General features: G+C 55.7%; 13 protein-coding genes, 2 tRNA genes and 2 rRNA genes. 11 read left to right on the top strand and 6 right to left on the bottom strand.

Annotated elements, in window-relative coordinates:
- Positions 1-93 precede the first annotated feature (93 nt).
- From JK621_RS21530 to emrB, 6 genes are all read left to right on the top strand, one after another.
- Positions 94-1,293 (top strand): MFS transporter, encoded by a 1,200-nt coding sequence (locus tag JK621_RS21530; protein ID WP_212557566.1) that lies wholly within the window; start codon positions 94-96, stop codon positions 1,291-1,293.
- Between the two features lie 123 nt (positions 1,294-1,416).
- Complete coding sequence (locus tag JK621_RS21525; protein WP_212557565.1) at positions 1,417-1,758, top strand: hypothetical protein; 342 nt, start codon at positions 1,417-1,419, stop codon at positions 1,756-1,758.
- A 159-nt stretch (positions 1,759-1,917) separates the two neighbouring features.
- On the top strand, positions 1,918-2,436 hold the full coding sequence (gene mprA / locus JK621_RS21520; protein ID WP_004953780.1) for a transcriptional repressor MprA: 519 nt from the start codon (positions 1,918-1,920) through the stop codon (positions 2,434-2,436).
- A gap of 28 nt (positions 2,437-2,464) precedes the next feature.
- Complete coding sequence (locus JK621_RS21515; RefSeq protein WP_212557564.1) at positions 2,465-3,916, top strand: efflux transporter outer membrane subunit; 1,452 nt, start codon at positions 2,465-2,467, stop codon at positions 3,914-3,916.
- A gap of 150 nt (positions 3,917-4,066) precedes the next feature.
- Positions 4,067-5,239, top strand: coding sequence for a multidrug efflux MFS transporter periplasmic adaptor subunit EmrA (emrA, locus tag JK621_RS21510; protein ID WP_212557563.1), 1,173 nt, complete (start codon positions 4,067-4,069; stop codon positions 5,237-5,239).
- A gap of 17 nt (positions 5,240-5,256) precedes the next feature.
- On the top strand, positions 5,257-6,792 hold the full coding sequence (gene emrB / locus JK621_RS21505) for a multidrug efflux MFS transporter permease subunit EmrB (protein ID WP_212557562.1): 1,536 nt from the start codon (positions 5,257-5,259) through the stop codon (positions 6,790-6,792).
- 183 nt (positions 6,793-6,975) lie between these two features.
- Here the strand turns inward: emrB and JK621_RS21500 are convergent, their stop codons facing one another.
- Entirely contained in the window at positions 6,976-8,064 is a 1,089-nt protein-coding gene (locus tag JK621_RS21500; protein ID WP_006318608.1) for a tRNA/rRNA methyltransferase, read from the bottom strand.
- A gap of 210 nt (positions 8,065-8,274) precedes the next feature.
- Here JK621_RS21500 and trxC point away from each other — a divergent pair, with 210 nt between their 5' ends.
- The 5 genes from trxC to JK621_RS21475 all read left to right on the top strand — a co-directional run bounded on the left by trxC (position 8,275) and on the right by JK621_RS21475 (position 14,237).
- Positions 8,275-8,694 (top strand): thioredoxin TrxC, encoded by a 420-nt coding sequence (gene trxC, locus JK621_RS21495; protein WP_212557561.1) that lies wholly within the window; start codon positions 8,275-8,277, stop codon positions 8,692-8,694.
- A gap of 118 nt (positions 8,695-8,812) precedes the next feature.
- A complete protein-coding gene (locus JK621_RS21490) occupies positions 8,813-9,517 on the top strand; it encodes a tRNA-uridine aminocarboxypropyltransferase (RefSeq protein ID WP_212557560.1) in 705 nt (234 codons plus the stop codon).
- Positions 9,518-9,667: 150 nt separating this feature from the next.
- The gene (locus JK621_RS21485) at positions 9,668-12,316 is read left to right on the top strand and encodes a bifunctional acetate--CoA ligase family protein/GNAT family N-acetyltransferase (protein ID WP_212557559.1); all 2,649 of its coding nucleotides are present in this window, start codon (positions 9,668-9,670) and stop codon (positions 12,314-12,316) included.
- A gap of 153 nt (positions 12,317-12,469) precedes the next feature.
- The gene (gene pssA / locus JK621_RS21480) at positions 12,470-13,825 is read left to right on the top strand and encodes a CDP-diacylglycerol--serine O-phosphatidyltransferase (RefSeq protein ID WP_212557558.1); all 1,356 of its coding nucleotides are present in this window, start codon (positions 12,470-12,472) and stop codon (positions 13,823-13,825) included.
- A 79-nt stretch (positions 13,826-13,904) separates the two neighbouring features.
- Complete coding sequence (locus JK621_RS21475) at positions 13,905-14,237, top strand: YfiM family lipoprotein (RefSeq protein ID WP_212557557.1); 333 nt, start codon at positions 13,905-13,907, stop codon at positions 14,235-14,237.
- Position 14,238: 1 nt separating this feature from the next.
- Here the strand turns inward: JK621_RS21475 and JK621_RS21470 are convergent, their stop codons facing one another.
- The 5 genes from JK621_RS21470 to JK621_RS21450 all read right to left on the bottom strand — a co-directional run bounded on the left by JK621_RS21470 (position 14,239) and on the right by JK621_RS21450 (position 19,395).
- Positions 14,239-15,549 carry an MFS family transporter gene (locus tag JK621_RS21470; protein WP_249337104.1) on the bottom strand — a complete coding sequence of 437 codons (1,311 nt, stop codon included), beginning with the start codon at positions 15,547-15,549 and terminating at the stop codon, positions 14,239-14,241.
- A 247-nt stretch (positions 15,550-15,796) separates the two neighbouring features.
- Positions 15,797-15,912, bottom strand: a 5S ribosomal RNA gene (rrf, locus tag JK621_RS21465).
- Between the two features lie 102 nt (positions 15,913-16,014).
- Positions 16,015-18,922, bottom strand: a 23S ribosomal RNA gene (locus tag JK621_RS21460).
- A 206-nt stretch (positions 18,923-19,128) separates the two neighbouring features.
- Positions 19,129-19,204: transfer RNA gene (locus JK621_RS21455), tRNA-Ala, on the bottom strand.
- 114 nt (positions 19,205-19,318) lie between these two features.
- A tRNA-Ile gene (locus JK621_RS21450) sits at positions 19,319-19,395 on the bottom strand.
- Positions 19,396-19,422: the final 27 nt, after the last annotated feature.

The following is a 19,422-nucleotide window of genomic DNA, read 5'->3' as shown; positions in this document are numbered from 1 at the left end:
CAAAATGAGATTAATAAAATGAAAATTATACATTGGTTTCATATGCTTTCCTGCCCGATACTTCGCATCACTTCTTCTTGTAACTAAGCCCTCATGAATCAACAAAATCCCCATCCGGGCCTGAGCCCGGCGCTGATTGTCCTGATCGCTATCGCCACCGGCCTGGCCGTCGCCAGCAATTATTATGCGCAGCCGCTGCTGGAAACCATTGCCAAGAACTTTGCGTTGTCGGTCAATCAGGCCGGTTTTATCGTCACCGCCGCGCAGTTGGGTTACGCCGTTGGCCTGCTGCTGTTGGTCCCGCTCGGCGATATGTTTGAACGGCGCGGATTAATCGTCTTCATGACGCTGCTGGCAGCAGGCGGTATGTTGATCACCGCCAGTTCAACCACCTTGCCGATGATGATCCTCGGTACCGCGCTGACCGGGTTGTTCTCGGTGGTGGCGCAAATCCTGGTGCCGCTGGCCGCCACCCTGGCGCATCCGGAAAAACGCGGCAAAACCGTCGGCATCATCATGAGCGGCCTGCTGCTCGGCATCCTGCTGGCACGCACCGTGGCCGGGGCGCTGGCGTCTATCGGCGGCTGGCGCACCATTTACTGGATGGCCAGCGGACTGATGATCCTGATGGCACTGACCCTGTGGCGTGCGCTGCCGCGTTACAAACTGCATTCGGGTCTGAATTACCCCCAGTTGCTGAAATCGATCTTTACCCTGTTTTACGGCACGCCGCTGCTGCGCACCCGCGCCGCGATTGGCGCGCTGTCGTTCGCCAACTTCAGCGTGCTGTGGACCTCGATGGCCTTCCTGCTGGCAGCGCCGCCGTTTGGTTATTCCGAAGGGGTGATCGGCCTGTTTGGCCTGGTGGGTGCCGCCGGTGCGCTGGCCGCCTCCCGTGCCGGGCATCTGGCGGACAAGGGCAAGGCCGGGTTGACCACGACGCTGGGCCTGCTGTTGTTGCTGCTGTCGTGGATCCCCATCGCTTTCGCGACACAATCGCTGTGGGCACTGATTGCCGGTATTCTGATCCTCGATCTGGCGGTGCAAGCCGTGCACGTCACCAACCAGAGCGTGATATACCGCATTATGCCGGAAGCGCGTAATCGCCTGACCGCCGGCTATATGACCAGCTATTTTATCGGCGGCGCGCTCGGCTCGCTGCTGTCCGCTTCGGCCTATCAGCACGCAGGGTGGTCGGGCGTCGCCGCCACGGGAGGCGTTTTGTGCGTTCTGAATCTGCTGGTCTGGTGGCGCGGCAAACATCACGACCCGCAGGGACCGGCAACAATCTGATTAGCACGCAAATAATCATATTGGGAATTTATTAGCGCCGCAGGGTATAAACGTTACTCACTCTCTGGTAATGTTCTGGACATAAACTATTGATGTCCTATATACCCTGCGATCAGAACAAAAATGCCTAGCCAAACTGCAGAAAACGTCAATTCCCCTGCCGCCAGTTCTACCTTCTTCAACGGCATCGTCGACAGTTTAGCCGCCATCATCGGCTCCATGTCGGTGGCCTTTGCCTGCGGCCGGAACGCCGGCATGCGGCTGCGAGTTTCCGCCCTGCAGCTATCCTCCACCGCGCGAGTCATGCCCCTGCCGGGCAAACGGCGGCCGACGCTGGCCGATTTTATCGCGCAGGGTCTATGCTTTTATCGCAGCAAAAACATCATTTTTTCTCCGCCGATCGGCGCGGAGAGCTTTGGTATCCCATTAAAATTACTTATGATTCTCAGGCGGAATAACCGGTGATTTTGTGCGTCCGATCACACTGAAGCTTTTTTTCAGGCGTGAGTCGTTTACATAAAACTGACAAATGACACGAATAGCTAAATTATTCACTCTGTCGAACATTTACATTATTAATCACTATCGTTACTATCTCGAACGAAATTAATGAGGCCCTAAATTATGGAAAGCTCGTTTACTCCCATTGAACAAATGCTTAATTTTCGCGCAAAACGTCAGAAGGATTTCCCTTATCAGGAAATCTTGCTGACCCGGCTGTGCATGCACATGCAAGGTAAGCTGCTGGAAAATCGCAATAAAATGCTCAAGGCACAAGGGATTAACGAAACATTGTTTATGGCGCTGATTACCCTGGATGCGCAGGAAAATCACAGCATTCAGCCTTCTGAGCTAAGCTCTGCTCTGGGTTCTTCGCGCACCAATGCTACGCGCATTGCCGATGAGCTGGAAAAACGCGGCTGGATTGAGCGCCGGGAAAGCGACCATGACCGCCGTTGTCTGCATCTGCATATGACGCCGCAGGGCGAAGAGTTTCTCAGTCAACTGCTGCCACCGCAGCACAAATGTCTGCATTTCCTATGGTCCACGCTGGACAATGATGAACAGCAACAGCTTGAAAAGCTGACGCGCAAACTATTGGCACGTCTGGATCAAATGGAAATCACAGAACAGTTATCCTAATTCACAATTTCTGTTCAGGTACTTACTTATGCGATCCCCATTTAACTGGAGGTTCACCCCACTGTTCGCGGTATTACTGCTGGCCGGGTGTGCATCCACCGATAATATTGCCCCGCAATCCACGCTGATGGACCCGCAGAGCCTGCAGCTGTCGCAGCCGAAAGTCAGCTCGCTGAACGTCAGCCCGCAGTGGTGGCGTGCGCTTAACGATCCACAGCTCGATGCCCTGATGACCCGAACGCTGCAAAGCTCGCCGACGCTGCGCCAGGCCGCGGCCCGCGTGCGTGAAGCGCAAAGCGTCATGGGCCAGGCTAATGCCGCCAACGGCCCGAACCTGGATCTGAACGCCAGCACCAACCGCCAGAAAGTCCCGCAAAACGTCAATATGGGGTTGGGGTATCCGCATAAGCCAATCTATGAAAGCTCCAACTCGCTGGGGCTGAACCTGGCCTATGAATTCGACTGGTGGGGCAAGTACCGCAACCAGGTCAACGCCGCCAAGGCCCAGGTCGATTCGGCCCGTGCCGAGCAAGAACAGGCCGCACTGACGCTGACCAGTTCGGTGGCCTCCTCCTATTACCTGTTGCAGAGCAATTTCGCACAGGAAAAACTGCTGCAACAGGAAGTGGACAACAACCAACGCCTGACCGAACTACGCCAGCGGCAATATAAAGCCGGCATCACCGGTATTGATGTTCCGCAACAAACCCAGGCGCAGGCCGACAGCGCCAAGCAACAGATCCTGCAGTTGCAGTCGCAAATTGAACAGTTGAAACACCAGTTGGCGGCCCTCGCCGGCCAAGGCCCGAGCGCCATGCAAAACCTGCGTCCGGTGGCACTGCCCGCCAATACGCTGATGGCGCCAAAAGGCGAACTGACCGCCGATCTGCTGGGTAAACGCCCGGATATCGCCGCCCAGCGCCAATTGGTGGAATCCTACAGCCAGCGCGTCAGCGCCGCGCGTAAAGAATTTTACCCCAGCCTGACCATTTCGGCCTTTGCCGGTCTGACCACCACCAATACCTCCGGCACCAGCCCGAATCTGTTTGAAGCGGCCAGCCAGGCCTGGAACGTGATGCCGGCGATTTCGCTGCCGATCTTCCACGCCGGTGCGCTGCGCAGCAAGCTGGGTGAGGAATCCGCACTGTATGACGAAGCCGTGGAGTCCTATAACCAAACCATCCTGAATGCCGTGCAGGAAACCGCCGATGCCATCACCGTCCAGCAAAGTACTGCGCAACAGCAGCTGCAGGCGGCATCCGCGTCCCAATCGATGCAGCAGGTGTACCAAGTCGCAAACGCCCGATACCAGGCAGGGATTATCGGGCGCGACGAACTGTTGACCAGCCAGACGCAGCTCTTGCAGCAGCAACAGGCGGAACTGACAGCCAGCAGCAATTTGTTGCAGGCGAAGATAGGACTGATCCGCGCACTGGGCGGTGGCTATCAAGCCCCGGCCGTAGCGGATTCAAAAGCATAATAAAATCTACCCAAAATAGTTGGAGCTGTATCAAAGCGGCAAGGGAACGAATCCCGATGAGCTTACTCATGTAAGTGATTCGGGTGAGCGAATGAAGCCAACACCGATACAGCTGCAAATATGAAGGATAAAGAGAGCTTGGAGAACGCCATGAGTGTAAGCGCGGAGACTCAAAACCCGCAGCAGCCGAACGGCAAAAAGAAGCAGCGCAAGTTTTGGCTGCTGTTGCTGACGGTTATTTTCATTGTTATTGGGGTGGCCTATTTAGTGTATTGGTTCCTGGTGCTGCGTCATCATCAGGAAACCGATGATGCCTATGTATCCGGCAACCAGGTGCAGATCATGGCGCAGGTTAACGGCAGCGTAAACAGCGTCAATTTCGATAACACCGACTATGTCAGACAAGGTGATGTCCTGCTGACGCTCGATCCGACCGATGCCGAACAGGCGTTGGAACGCGCCAAGACCAGCTTGGCCAACAGCGTGCGTCAGACCCACCAGCTGATTATCAACAGCAAGCAGTATCAGGCCAATATTGCCCTGCGCAAATCTGACCTGAGCAAGGCGGAGAACGACCTCAAACGCCGCGTGGTGTTGGGCAGCGTTGACGCTATCGGGCGCGAAGAACTGCAACACGCGCGTGATGCCGTCGACAGCGCCAAAGCGGCGCTGGAAGTGGCGGTACAGCAATATAACGCCAATCAGGCGATGGTGCTGGATACCCCGCTGGAGAAACAACCGGCAATTCAGCAGTCCGCCGCGCAGATGCGCGATGCCTGGCTGGCGTTGCAACGGACTAAAATCATCAGCCCAATCACCGGCTATGTTTCCCGCCGCAGCGTACAGGTTGGCGCGCAAATCGCCGCCGGTTCCCCGCTGATGGCGGTGGTCCCTGCCGAGCATATCTGGGTCGACGCCAACTTCAAAGAAACCCAGATCGCCAATATGCGCATCGGCCAATCGGCAAGCGTAGTCAGCGACGTTTACGGTGATGACGTGGTGTACAGCGGCAAAGTCGTCGGCATCGATATGGGCACCGGCAGCGCCTTCTCGCTGCTGCCTGCGCAGAACGCCACCGGTAACTGGATCAAAGTGGTTCAGCGTCTGCCGGTACGTATCGAGCTGGATGCCAAGCAAATCGCCGATCATCCGCTGCGCATTGGCCTGTCGACGCTGGTGAAAGTGGACACCAGTAATCTGGATGGCCGCATGCTGTCTGACGTGGTGCGAGACAAACCGCTGTACCAGACCGACGCACTGGCGTTGAATCTGGCGCCGGTTGATCAAATGATCGCCGACGTGATCCATGCGAATGCCGGCTAAGCGCGCGGGAGGCTACCTTGGCACAGAAACCGCTTGAAGGCGCACAGTTAGCCTGGATGACGGTCGCGCTCGCCATGGCGACCTTCATGCAGGTACTGGACTCGACCATCGCCAACGTGGCGATCCCGACCATCGCCGGTAACCTCGGGTCCTCCAACTCGCAGGGGACTTGGGTGATCACCTCGTTTGGGGTGGCGAATGCCATCTCCATTCCGATCACCGGCTGGTTGGCCAAGCGCATCGGTGAAGTGCGCCTGTTCCTTTGGTCCACGGCGCTGTTCGCCCTCGCCTCCTGGCTGTGCGGCATTTCCAACAGCCTGGGCATGCTGATCTTCTTCCGCGTGATCCAGGGGTTGGTGGCGGGGCCGTTGATCCCGCTGTCGCAAAGCCTGTTGCTGAACAACTATCCGCCCGCCAAACGATCGATGGCTCTGGCGCTTTGGTCAATGACGGTGATCGTGGCGCCGATCTTCGGGCCGATCCTCGGCGGGTATATCAGCGATAACTATCACTGGGGCTGGATCTTCTTCATCAATATCCCGATTGGCCTGTTCGTGATCCTGGTGGCGATGGCGACGCTGAAAGGCAGAGAAACCCAAACCGAGATCAAACCGATCGACACCGTCGGTCTGGTGCTGCTGATTGTCGGCATTGGTTCGCTGCAGGTGATGCTCGATCAGGGTAAAGAGCTGGACTGGTTCAACTCGACGGAGATTATCGTCCTGACGGTGATCGCCGTAGTGGCGCTGGTGTTCCTGGTGATATGGGAGCTGACGGATGACCACCCGGTGGTGGATTTATCGCTCTTCAAATCGCGCAACTTTACCATCGGCTGTCTGTGCATCAGCCTGGCCTATATGCTGTACTTCGGCTCTATCGTGCTGTTGCCGCAGCTGTTGCAGGAGGTCTATGGCTATACCGCCACCTGGGCCGGCCTGGCTTCGGCACCTATCGGGCTGTTACCTGTGTTGCTGTCACCGATTATCGGTAAATTCGGCAACCGGCTGGATATGCGGCGACTGGTGACCTTCAGCTTCGTGATGTATGCCGTGTGCTTCTATTGGCGCGCCTATACGTTTGAACCGGGAATGGATTTTGGCGCTTCGGCCTGGCCGCAGTTTATCCAGGGCTTCGCCATTGCCTGCTTCTTTATGCCACTGATCACCATTACGCTGTCCGGCCTGCCGCCGGAGCGCATGGCGGCGGCATCGAGCCTGTCGAACTTTACCCGTACGCTGGCAGGTTCAATCGGCACCTCGATTACCACTACGCTGTGGACCCAGCGCGAATCGCAGCACCACTCGCAGCTGGCGGAGTTTGTAAATCCTTATAACCCGCAGTCGCAGGAGATGTACCGGCAGTTGGAACAGGTTGGCATGAGCAAACAGCAGGCCTCGGCCTATATTGCCAACGAGATCACCGCGCAGGGGCTGATTATCTCTGCCAACGAGATCTTCTGGCTGGCGGCGGGGGTGTTCCTGATCCTGCTGGCGTTGGTCTGGGTGGCGAAACCGCCATTCAGCTCCGGCGGCGGGGGTGGCGGCGCTCACTAGGCCGTAGAAAACAAAACGGGCGCCCTAGGGCGCCCGTTTTTTTATAACCTATTATGTATACCCTATGAATTTCAAGTTGCAGCCAGGCGACCAACTCACTCATCCCCAGGCGCTTGCTCTAGTAAGTAACCGGGGTGAGTTAGTGCAGGTAACAACGCTGCGGCTTGAAAGGCGACGGGTATATTAGGCCTGGTTTTGACGCCACCAGTCGGCCAGCAGAATGCCGGTCGCGACCGATACGTTCAGGCTTTCCACCTTGCCGGTACCGCCGATAGACACGCTCATATCCCCCTGCTGCCATGCGCTGTCGCTCAGACCATCACGTTCCTGGCCCAGCACCAGCACCATTTTGGCCGGCAGTTTGGCTTGCGCCAACGGCGTGCCTTTGTGGCTTGAGGTGGTGACGATGGTGTAACCCGCTTTGCGGAAGGTATCCAGCACCGACAGGAAGTCATCGGCGTTAATCGCCTTGATGTGCTCCGCGCCGCCTTCAGCAGTACGCACCGCCGCACCGGATTCCAGCACCGCCGGATCCTGCAACAGCACGCCGTTCACGCCAAAGTGGGCGCAAGAACGGACGATAGCGCCCAGATTGTGCGGGTTGCCCACTTCTTCCAGCGCCAGCACGCAATCTTTCGCCGGGGCTTCTTTCAAATAGGTTTGCGCATCCAGACCCTGACGCTTCTTGATCAGGAAACATACGCCGCCGTGGTGTTCGGTGCCGGACGCTTTCGCCAGCTCTTCTTCATCCACCACGTGGTAGGCTTTGCGGTTAGCCGCCATCCAGCGCAGCGCTTCGCGGAAACGCGGCGTAACGGACTGCACGAACCAGGCGCGGACAATGGCGTCCGGGCGGCTGGCGAACAGCGCCTGACAGGCATTCTCACCGTAGACACGGGTTTCTTCCGCACGTTGACGGCGCAACTGCTCTGGATCGATAAAGCTTTTGCCACTGATGCCGCCGTGATCGAACGCCGGCTCTTCTTCCGGGGCGCGTGACACGGTTTTCCACGGCGAATCATAACCGCCACGGTCTTCAGTATGCGCCGGACGGCGAGGACGATCGCTTTCACTGCGGCGAGAATCGGAGCCACGGCGATCATTATTGCCACGCGGCTTGTCCTGACCGGTACGGCCCGAGCGCGCACCGTCAGCCGGACGGCCTTTGCCTGCCGGACGTTTATTCTTGTTACGGTCGTCGCTGCTGTCGTCGTCACTACGGACGTACATCACTTTAACTTTACCGTTCTTGCCACTAAATGAATCGTTCATTGTCTTCTCCACCAACGCGCAGGGCGCGAAGATTACCTGATGTTGGGGTGCTAAGCCACCTACTTGCGCTAAAAGCTAGCAACTATCGTATCCATCGAACAAACCTCTTTGTTCAATGCCCCGTTTTTACCGATAATAACCAGCATTAAAGAAACAACTCCGCAACCTGACTGCGGCGTAGAGAATGCTTTCTCAGTCTCCGAGGTAAACATGAATACAGTCTGTGCAGTTTGCAATGCCACCAACCGCGTACCTGAAGAACGCGTGTCGGACGGCGCGAAATGCGGCCGCTGCGGCCACCCGTTATTTGACGGCGAGGTGATCAATGCCACTGCAGCCACGCTGGACCAACTGCTGCAGGATGACTTGCCGGTAGTGGTCGATTTCTGGGCGCCGTGGTGCGGCCCCTGCGTCAACTTTGCGCCCGTCTTCGAAGACGTTGCCGAAGAGCGCGCCGGCAAAGTACGCTTCGTGAAGGTGAACACCGAAGCCGAACCGGAACTGAGCGCCCGCTTCCGTATCCGCAGCATTCCGACCATCATGCTGTTCCGTGAGGGCAAAATGGTCGACATGCTCAACGGCGCGATGCCGAAAACGCCGTTCGATAACTGGCTCAATGAACTAGTTTAACGCAGAAAGTATAGGCGGTGTTGCCCATTGTGGATGACATCGCCGTGACGCAATCCAGCCCGAACGCTCCCGTCGGGCTTTTTTCTGCGTTACAATGGCGGTTTTCGCCGGAATACTTATGACCGACAACGCCGTACTTCGCCTGCGCCAGTTTCGCCTGGAACGCTCTACTCGCCCCTTTCTGGCGCGCGGCAACCGCATATCGCGTTGTCAGGGTTGCCTGCTGCCGCAAAAAAACTGCCTGTGCGACACTATCCAGCCACAGCCCGCCACCAGCCGTTTCTGCCTGATCATGTTTGGTGCAGAGCCGTTGAAGCCAAGCAATACTGGCCGCCTGATCGCCGATATACTGCCAGACACGCAGGCGTACCTTTGGTCGCGCACCGAGGTTGACCCAGCGCTATTGACGGCAATTAACGATCCCGAACGCCAGCCTTATGTGGTGTTTCCCGCGTCTTATGCCGCACCTGAACGGCCGGTGTTCAGCGAGCTGCCTGCCGGTGGCAAACCGCCGCTGTTTATTATGCTGGACGGTACCTGGACCGAGGCAAGCAAAATGTTCCGTAAAAGCCCGTATCTCAATCAGTTCCCGGTGTTCTCACTCAACGTGACCGCCGCGTCGAACTACCAACTGCGCGAAGCCAGCCGCACCGAGCAACACTGCACAGCAGAAGTCGCGACAGCGCTGTTGCAACAGGCCGGTGATGCAGCCGCTGCAGAGGGGCTGGCCGAGCATTTTCGCTATTTCCGCCAACAGTATCTGGCAGGGAAACCTACGCGCCCGGAGGCACCGGTCACAGCAAAGCCGTCTCAAAACGTCTAGAATCAGGCAGTAACCTAGCTATAGCCAATAATTCGAAATGCAGGTCGCTGACAACTGAACATGCCCCAGGACGTTTGGTTTACAAAGCAGCCCAGGTAAGCGACGGCAGCCAACGCCTCTGTTATTTTGAAGGACATAAAGGAGCCGTACATGAGCCAGCGAGGGTTAGAAGCGCTTTTACGTCCTAAATCGATTGCCGTTCTCGGCGCTTCACAACAGCCCGGCCGCGCCGGTAACCTGATGATGAGCAACCTGTTGGCCGGTGGCTTCAGCGGGCCGGTAATGCCGGTCACGCCGCGTTATAAGGCCGTGTGCGGCGTGATGGCCTACCCTGACGTCGCCAGCCTGCCGCTTACGCCCGATCTGGCGATACTCTGTACCCACGCGCAGCGCAACCTGGCATTGATTGAGGCCCTGGGCAAACGCGGCTGTAAAACCGCCATTGTGCTCTCCTCCCCACCGGAACAGTTCGCCGAGTTGAAAGCCTGCGCGCAGCGTTACTCGATACGCCTGCTTGGGCCGAATAGCCTGGGCCTGCTGGCCCCCTGGCAAGGTCTCAACGCCAGTTTCTCACCGGTACCGATCCTCAAGGGCAAACTGGCGTTTATTTCGCAGTCTGCCGCCGTCGCCAATACCATTCTCGACTGGGCGCAACAGCGCGAGGTCGGGTTTTCCTATTTTATCGCGCTGGGCGACAGCCTGGATATTGACGTCGACGACCTGCTGGATTTTCTGGCACGCGACAGCAAAACCAGCGCCATCTTGCTGTACCTGGAAAACATCAGCGACGCACGCCGCTTTTTGTCTGCCTCGCGCAGCGCCTCGCGCAATAAGCCGATACTGGTGATCAAAAGCGGCCGCAGCCAACAGGCGCAACTGTTGCTCAACAGCCAGCAAGGCCTGGACGCGGCCTATGATGCCGCCATTCAGCGTGCGGGGTTATTGCGCGTTCAGGACACCCACGAACTGTTCTCCGCGGTGGAAACCCTGAGCCATATGCATCCGCTGCGCGGTGAGCGGCTGATGATCGTCAGCAACGGCGCGGCACCGGCGGCGATGGCGTTGGACGAACTGCTAGGCCGCAACGGCAAGCTGGCGCAGTTGGGGGAAGAGAGCCTGTCGCAGCTCGGCGAGGCTTTGCCGGAGTCCATTCGCGCCGGCAACCCCATAGATCTGCGGGATGACGCCACGCCGCAACGCTATCTGGCGGCGGTCAAGACGCTGCTCGACAGCCACGACTACGATGCTCTGTTGCTGATCCACGCCCCAAGCGCGGCGGCCCCAGGCACCGTCACCGCTGAACGCATTATCGATACCGTACGCCAACACCCGCGCGGTAAACGCATCACGCTGCTCACCAACTGGTGCGGCGAATACTCTTCGCAAGAAGCCCGGCGATTGTTTACCGAGGCCGGTATCCCCACCTACCGTACCCCGGAAGGTGCGGTGACCGCCTTTATGCATATGGTGGAATATCGCCGCAACCAGAAGCAGTTGAAAGAGACCCCGGCGCTCCCGGTCGGCCTTACGGCCAACACCGCCGATGCGCATAGGCTCATCCATCAGGCATTGACTGAAGGCGCTACACAGCTCGATACCCACGAAGTGCAATCCATTCTGCAGGCCTATGATCTGACCACCCTGCCCACCTGGATTGCCGAAGACAGTACCGAAGCGGTGCACATCGCCGAACAAATCGGTTACCCGGTGGCGCTGAAGCTGCGCTCGCCGGATATTCCTCATAAATCAGAGGTTCAGGGCGTTATGCTCTACCTGCGTACCGCCACCGAGGTCCAGCGCGCGGCGGACGCTATTCTCGATCGCGTAAAACGCACCTATCCGCAGGCCCGCATTCACGGCCTGCTGGTGCAAAGCATGGCCAACCGTGCCGGAGCGCAGGAACTGCGTATTGCCGTAGAGCAGGACGCTATCTTTGGCCCGCTGATCATGCTGGGCGAAGGGGGTATCGAATGGCGGCAGGAAAACCAGGTCGCCGTAGCCTTGCCGCCGCTGAATATGGCGCTGGCGCGTTATTTGGTGCTGCAGGCGGTTAAAGGCGGAAAAATCCGTGGGCGCAGCGCACTGCGGCCGCTGGATATTCCCGGGCTGAGCCGCCTGCTGGTGCAGGTATCTAACCTGATCCTCGATTGCCCTGAAATCACCCGGCTGGACATCCACCCGGTGCTGGCCTCCGGCAGCGAATTCACGCTGCTGGACGTCTCCATGCAAATTGCGCCTTTCGAAGGCGACCCGCAGGCGCGGCTGGCGATCCGCCCTTATCCGCATGAACTGGAAGAAACTATCCGCTTGAAAGATGGTTCTCAGTGCCTGTTCCGGCCAATTCTGCCGGAGGACGAGCCGGCGCTGAAGCATTTTATCGATCGCGTGACCAAGGAAGATCTCTACTACCGCTATTTCAGTGAGATCAACGAGTTTACCCACGACGATTTGGCTAACATGACGCAAATCGACTACGATCGTGAAATGGCTTTTGTCGCCGTGCGCGATGAGCAAATCATCGGCGTAACGCGTGCGCTTTCCGATCCGGACAATACCGATGCGGAATTCGCCGTGCTGGTACGCTCTGATCTGAAAGGGCTGGGCCTCGGCCGCCAACTGTTGGAAAAGATGATCGCCTATGCCCGTGCTCACGGACTGACCCGCCTGACCGGCATCACCATGCCGAATAACCGCGGTATGATTGCGCTGGCACAACGGCTGGGCTTTGGCATTGATGTGCAACTTGAGGACGGGATCGTCAATTTGACCCTGCCGCTGCAGGCTGGCGACGCGCAGTGACCTATGTCGCAATGCGCTACGAATCCACCACTTAACGCCAAAACATACGCACAATCGGGGCAACTAGTGGTATTATCGCCCGATTATTCGTTTTATCGTTTTATCGTATTTGGCGTTCCGGCCATCTAATCATGAGAGAAGAAGCGCACTGTGATGTTGTCAAAATTTAAACGTAGCAAACATCAACAACACCTTGCACAACTACCAAAACTCCCCCAGACGGTAGCTGATGTACGTACCTTGTACACACCGTCCGATTACCGTACTGCACTGCTGGAATTGATCGCTAACGCCACCCATCGCATCTATCTGGTCGCTCTGTATCTGGAGCATGACGACGCCGGCCGCGACATTCTCAATGCGCTTTATCAGGCAAAGCAACGGCGTCCGGAACTGGAGATTTGCATCTTGGTCGACTGGCATCGCGCACAGCGTGGGCGCATTGGCGCCGCAGCCGCCAATACCAATGCCGATTGGTACTGCTCGATGGCAGACCAGCATCCGGGGCTGCAAGTTCCGGTCTACGGCGTGCCGGTAAATACCCGAGAAGCCTTGGGAGTACTGCACCTGAAAGGGTTTGTTATCGATAATACCGTTATTTACAGCGGTGCCAGTATCAATGACGTTTACCTGCATCAGCACGAGAAATACCGTTACGATCGTTACCAGTTGATCACTAACGGCGCCCTGGCCGATACCCTGATCGATTACATCAAACAGCACCTGTTGGCCGCAGGGGCCGTACAGCGTTTGGATCGTGACGATCGTCCGAAAAGCCCGGAGATCAAAAACGAAACTCGCCTGTTTCGCTTTGCCCTGCGCCGTGCCGGTTATCAGTTCCGTAACAACGCGGGCAACGATGAGCTGGCGGTAACCCCGCTGGTTGGGTTGGGTAAACAAAGCGTGCTGAATAAAACCATTCATCACCTGATGTCCTGCGCCGATCAGAAGCTGACGCTGTGTACCCCCTATTTCAACCTGCCGGCTCTGCTGGTACGCAATATCATTTATCTGCTGCGCCAGGGTAAGCAGGTGGAAATTATCGTCGGCGACAAGACCGCCAACGACTTCTACATTCCTGAAGATCAGCCGTTCAAAATTATCGGTGCGCTGCCCTATCTGTACGAAATTAACCTGCGCCGCTTTCTCAGCCGGCTGCAACGTTATATCGATACCGGCCAGTTGATCGTGCGCCTGTGGAAAGACGGCGATAACAGCTATCACCTGAAAGGCATGTGGGTAGATGACGAGTGGCAGTTGATCACAGGTAACAACCTCAACCCGCGCGCCTGGCGGTTGGATCTGGAGAACGCCATTCTGATCCACGATCCGAAACAGGAGATGCGCGAACAACGCCACAAAGAGCTGGAGTGTATCCGCACCCATACCACCGTGGTAGGCAACTACCTTGAATTACAAACTATTCAGCAGTATCCGGTCAAAGTGCGCAAGCTGATCCGTCGTCTACGCCGTATCCGTATTGACCGGTTGATTAGCCGTATACTGTAATCCCGCTATAATTGAGCTATCCCCACCCCGGCCCAAGGCTGGGGTTTTTTATACGCCATGACAACAGGATGTTTTCATTATGCGCCCATTCCGTCTCTTGCTTGTCCCGCCCTTCTTGCTGTTCACCAGCGGTTGCACTCATCTGGCAAACGACAGTTGGACAGGTAAAGACAAGGCGCAGCATTTCGTCGCCTCAGCGGCCTTCGCTGCCGCCGGTACCGCTTATGGCGATCGCCAAAACTGGAGTGAAGCCAGAAGCCGCAGCTTCGGCCTGATGTTCTCCATTGGGCTCGGCGCCGCCAAAGAGCTGTATGACAGCCGCGAAGGCGGCACCGGCTGGAGCTGGAAAGATTTTGCCTGGGACGTGGCAGGAGCAGCGACCGGCTATAGTCTGTACCACGCCACTCTCTGATTTACAGCTGAACCTCTTTCCCCTTGCGATGCAACTTGAGCGAAACGATCAGGGCCAGCAGACACATGCCGGAAACATACCAGAAGAAAGCGTTCTCCACGCCGAACGACTTCAGCGACAGGGCAACATACTCCGCAGAACCGCCAAACATCGCGTTAGCCACCGCATAAGATAACCCGACACCCAGCGCACGAACTTCCGGCGGGAACATTTCAGCCTTCAACAACCCACTGATCGACGTGTAAAAACTGATGATAAACAGCGCCAGAACTATCAATCCAAATGCTGCATAAGGGTTGGAGACGTTTTTCAGCGTCATCAGAATAGGCACCGTCATCAGCGTGGCAAACGAAGCGAAGACCAACATTGAACTACGACGGCCAATTTTGTCCGAGAACGCGCCGACCAAGGGTTGCAACAGCATGTAAATGAACAATGCGCCGGTCATGATACCGCTGGCCAGCTTGGCATCCATACCAGAGGTATTCACCAGGTATTTTTGCATATAGGTGGTGAAGGTATAGAAACTCAATGAACCGCCCGCGGTAAAACCCAGCACCATCAAAAACGCCTTGCGGTTTTTCCACAGACCTTTCAGCGAACCGGCATCTCTATGGTTTCGGGTTTTCGCATCGGACGTTTCATTCAGCGAACGTCGCAGGTACAGCGCAACTACCGCCAACACTGCACCCAGCGCAAATGGAATACGCCAACCCCAGGCTTTTAGCTCTTCTGTAGAAAGGATTTGCTGCAACGCGACCAGAACCAATAGCGCTAACAATTGGCCACCAATCAGCGTCACATATTGGAAAGAAGCATAGAACCCGCGCCTTCCCTTGATCGCCACCTCACTCATGTAGGTAGCGCTGGTACCGTATTCACCGCCAACGGACAGGCCCTGGAACAACCGAGCAACCAACAACAGCACCGGTGCCCAACTGCCGATCGAATCGTAGGTCGGCAAACAGGCGATCACCAGCGATCCGGCGCACATCATGCAGACCGAAATCAGCATCGAATTTTTACGACCGTGTTTATCAGCAATATAACCGAACAGCCAACCGCCAATCGGGCGCATAAAAAAGCCCGCGGCAAAGACGCCTGCGGTCTGCAACAGTTGGGTTGTGCTGTTCCCGGCGGGAAAGAACGAGGCGGCGAAATAGATCGAGCAGAATGAGTAAACGTAAAAATCGAACCACTCCACCAGGTTTCCCGATGAAGCGCCAACGATAGCGAAAATACGCTGTTTTTTATCCTGAGCAGCCAAATCGGCGGCATCCCCATCCTCAATAGCCGAGGTTGTTTCTGTCATATTGTCTTCTCCGAGCCAGATAAATAGTGAAGTCGGCGTCCTGCCGTTTAATTATTACTTTGTTGTTATGTTTAAGTTAACAATTAAACCTGATAGCAGGCGAAGGATATCTGGTGAAACGGGAAGCAAAGCGCAGTTTTTGTGATGAATATTAGATAGTGAAATGAAAATAAGAGGAGATTACAGACGGTTTTTTGCATAGCAAAAAGCCCCATGCTTTCGCATGAGGCTTTCGACTTTGTTTGATGCCTGGCAGTGTCCTACTCTCGCATGGGGAGACCCCACACTACCATCGGCGCTACGGCGTTTCACTTCTGAGTTCGGCATGGGGTCAGGTGGGACCACCGCGCTATTGCCGCCAGGCAAATTCTGTTTCATTCCAACCGCTTCACTCTCGTGTCGCCATCGAAACCAATCTCGGAACTTCGCTGAAAATCTCTCAAATCAAAACACCTTCGGTGTTGTAAGGTTAAGCCTCACGGATCATTAGTACTGGTTAGCTCAATGCATCGCTGCACTTACACACCCAGCCTATCAACGTCTTAGTCTTAAACGTTCCTTCAGGGGCCTTAAAGGCCCAGGGAAGACTCATCTCGAGGCAAGTTTCGCGCTTAGATGCTTTCAGCGCTTATCTTTTCCGCACTTAGCTACCGGGCAGTGCCATTGGCATGACAACCCGAACACCAGTGGTGCGTTCACTCCGGTCCTCTCGTACTAGGAGCAACCCCTCTCAATCTTCCAACGCCCACGGCAGATAGGGACCGAACTGTCTCACGACGTTCTAAACCCAGCTCGCGTACCACTTTAAATGGCGAACAGCCATACCCTTGGGACCTACTTCAGCCCCAGGATGTGATGAGCCGACATCGAGGTGCCAAACACCGCCGTCGATATGAACTCTTGGGCGGTATCAGCCTGTTATCCCCGGAGTACCTTTTATCCGTTGAGCGATGGCCCTTCCATTCAGAACCACCGGATCACTAAGACCTACTTTCGTACCTGCTCGAGCCGTCACTCTCGCAGTCAAGCTAGCTTATGCCTTTGCACTAACCTCACGATGTCCGACCGTGATTAGCTAACCTTCGTGCTCCTCCGTTACTCTTTGGGAGGAGACCGCCCCAGTCAAACTACCCACCAGACACTGTCCTCACCCCGGATTACGGGGCCGAGTTAGAACATCAAACATTAAAGGGTGGTATTTCAAGGTTGGCTCCACGCAGACTGGCGTCCACGCTTCAAAGCCTCCCACCTATCCTACACATCAAGGCTCAATGTTCAGTGTCAAGCTATAGTAAAGGTTCACGGGGTCTTTCCGTCTTGCCGCGGGTACACTGCATCTTCACAGCGAGTTCAATTTCACTGAGTCTCGGGTGGAGACAGCCTGGCCATCATTACGCCATTCGTGCAGGTCGGAACTTACCCGACAAGGAATTTCGCTACCTTAGGACCGTTATAGTTACGGCCGCCGTTTACTGGGGCTTCGATCAAGAGCTTCGCCTTGCGGCTGACCCCATCAATTAACCTTCCAGCACCGGGCAGGCGTCACACCGTATACGTCCACTTTCGTGTTTGCACAGTGCTGTGTTTTTATTAAACAGTTGCAGCCAGCTGGTATCTGCGACTGGCTTCAGCTCCGAGAGCAAGTCTCTTCACCTACGCGCCAGCGTGCCTTCTCCCGAAGTTACGGCACCATTTTGCCTAGTTCCTTCACCCGAGTTCTCTCAAGCGCCTGGGTATTCTCTACCTGACCACCTGTGTCGGTTTGGGGTACGATTCTGTGTTACCTGATGCTTAGAGGCTTTTCCTGGAAGCTTGGCATCAACTACTTCTGCACCGTAGTGCATCGTCATCACGCCTCAGGGTTGAATAAGAGAACGGATTTACCAATTCTCTCCCCCTACACGCTTAAACCGGGACAACCGTCGCCCGGCTAGCCTAGCCTTCTCCGTCCCCCCTTCGCAGTAACACCGAGTACAGGAATATTAACCTGTTTCCCATCGACTACGCCTTTCGGCCTCGCCTTAGGGGTCGACTCACCCTGCCCCGATTAACGTTGGACAGGAACCCTTGGTCTTCCGGCGAGCGGGTTTTTCACCCGCTTTATCGTTACTTATGTCAGCATTCGCACTTCTGATACCTCCAGCAACCCTCACAGGCCACCTTCAACGGCTTACAGAACGCTCCCCTACCCAACAACGCTAAGCGTCGCTGCCGCAGCTTCGGTGCATGGTTTAGCCCCGTTACATCTTCCGCGCAGGCCGACTCGACCAGTGAGCTATTACGCTTTCTTTAAATGATGGCTGCTTCTAAGCCAACATCCTGGCTGTCTATGCCTTCCCACATCGTTTCCCACTTAACCATGACTTTGGGACCTTAGCTGGCGGTCTGGGTTGTTTCCCTCTTCACGACGGACGTTAGCACCCGCCGTGTGTCTCCCGTGATAACATTCTTCGGTATTCGGAGTTTGCATCGGTTTGGTAAGCCGGGATGGCCCCCTAGCCGAAACAGTGCTCTACCCCCGAAGATGAGTTCACGAGGCGCTACCTAAATAGCTTTCGGGGAGAACCAGCTATCTCCCGGTTTGATTGGCCTTTCACCCCCAGCCACAAGTCATCCGCTAATTTTTCAACATTAGTCGGTTCGGTCCTCCAGTTAGTGTTACCCAACCTTCAACCTGCCCATGGCTAGATCACCGGGTTTCGGGTCTATACCTTGCAACTATTCGCCCAGTTAAGACTCGGTTTCCCTACGGCTCCCCTATACGGTTAACCTTGCTACAAAATATAAGTCGCTGACCCATTATACAAAAGGTACGCAGTCACACCACGAAGGTGCTCCCACTGCTTGTACGTACACGGTTTCAGGTTCTATTTCACTCCCCTCGCCGGGGTTCTTTTCGCCTTTCCCTCACGGTACTGGTTCACTATCGGTCAGTCAGGAGTATTTAGCCTTGGAGGATGGTCCCCCCATATTCAGACAGGATGTCACGTGTCCCGCCCTACTCATCGAACTCACAGAATGTGCATTTTAGTGTACGGGACTATCACCCTTTACTGTGCGACTTTCCAGACGCTTCCACTAACACACAAACTGATTCAGGTTCTGGGCTGTTCCCCGTTCGCTCGCCGCTACTGGGGGAATCTCGGTTGATTTCTTTTCCTCGGGGTACTTAGATGTTTCAGTTCCCCCGGTTCGCCTCGTATGGCTATGTATTCACCATACGATAGTGTGTCGAAACACACTGGGTTTCCCCATTCGGGTATTGCCGGTTATAACGGTTCATATCACCTTACCGACACTTTTCGCAGATTAGCACGCCCTTCATCGCCTCTGACTGCCTAGGCATCCACCGTGTACGCTTAGTCACTTAACCTCACAACCCGAAGATGTTTCCATCGTTCGCATTGCTACATTTGAGAGACTCTATGACAGGTTAATCCTTATCCCAATACTTCTACGGAGGGATAAGTTTCAGCTGTCATGTTTCAATTTTCAGCTTGTTCCAGATTGTTAAAGAGCAAAATACTTCGCAGCATACTGTTGCCAGTACACTCTGAAGTATTGAAATACAGGACTATATGGTGGAGCTAAGCGGGATCGAACCGCTGACCTCCTGCGTGCAAGGCAGGCGCTCTCCCAGCTGAGCTATAGCCCCATACAGTCACTTACAGAGACCTTTGATAGTACAACTTCTTTTCTAGGCAAGGCATGCGGAAGGGAAGTTTACCTGGGTAAACGACCGCGCGCATAACGCAGCATAGGGAAGAAGTGGTAGGCCTGAGTGGACTTGAACCACCGACCTCACCCTTATCAGGGGTGCGCTCTAACCACCTGAGCTACAAGCCTATAAAGGTATTTCTGCTCGTTACTTTT

The organism is Serratia plymuthica (assembly GCF_018336935.1).
Taxonomy (GTDB): domain Bacteria; phylum Pseudomonadota; class Gammaproteobacteria; order Enterobacterales; family Enterobacteriaceae; genus Serratia; species Serratia plymuthica_B.
The sequence above is the reverse complement of the archived record's forward strand: the minus strand, read 5'-3'. Positions and strand labels throughout refer to the sequence as shown.

Coding starts and splice junctions, on each gene's coding strand:
- JK621_RS21530 (WP_212557566.1), top strand. CDS start 94: ATGAATCAACAAAATCCCCATCCGGGCCTGAGCCCGGCGCTGATTGTC.
- JK621_RS21525 (WP_212557565.1), top strand. CDS start 1,417: ATGCCTAGCCAAACTGCAGAAAACGTCAATTCCCCTGCCGCCAGTTCT.
- mprA (WP_004953780.1), top strand. CDS start 1,918: ATGGAAAGCTCGTTTACTCCCATTGAACAAATGCTTAATTTTCGCGCA.
- JK621_RS21515 (WP_212557564.1), top strand. CDS start 2,465: ATGCGATCCCCATTTAACTGGAGGTTCACCCCACTGTTCGCGGTATTA.
- emrA (WP_212557563.1), top strand. CDS start 4,067: ATGAGTGTAAGCGCGGAGACTCAAAACCCGCAGCAGCCGAACGGCAAA.
- JK621_RS21500 (WP_006318608.1), bottom strand. CDS start 8,064: ATGAACGATTCATTTAGTGGCAAGAACGGTAAAGTTAAAGTGATGTAC.
- trxC (WP_212557561.1), top strand. CDS start 8,275: ATGAATACAGTCTGTGCAGTTTGCAATGCCACCAACCGCGTACCTGAA.
- JK621_RS21490 (WP_212557560.1), top strand. CDS start 8,813: ATGACCGACAACGCCGTACTTCGCCTGCGCCAGTTTCGCCTGGAACGC.
- JK621_RS21485 (WP_212557559.1), top strand. CDS start 9,668: ATGAGCCAGCGAGGGTTAGAAGCGCTTTTACGTCCTAAATCGATTGCC.
- pssA (WP_212557558.1), top strand. CDS start 12,470: ATGTTGTCAAAATTTAAACGTAGCAAACATCAACAACACCTTGCACAA.
- JK621_RS21475 (WP_212557557.1), top strand. CDS start 13,905: ATGCGCCCATTCCGTCTCTTGCTTGTCCCGCCCTTCTTGCTGTTCACC.
- JK621_RS21470 (WP_249337104.1), bottom strand. CDS start 15,549: ATGACAGAAACAACCTCGGCTATTGAGGATGGGGATGCCGCCGATTTG.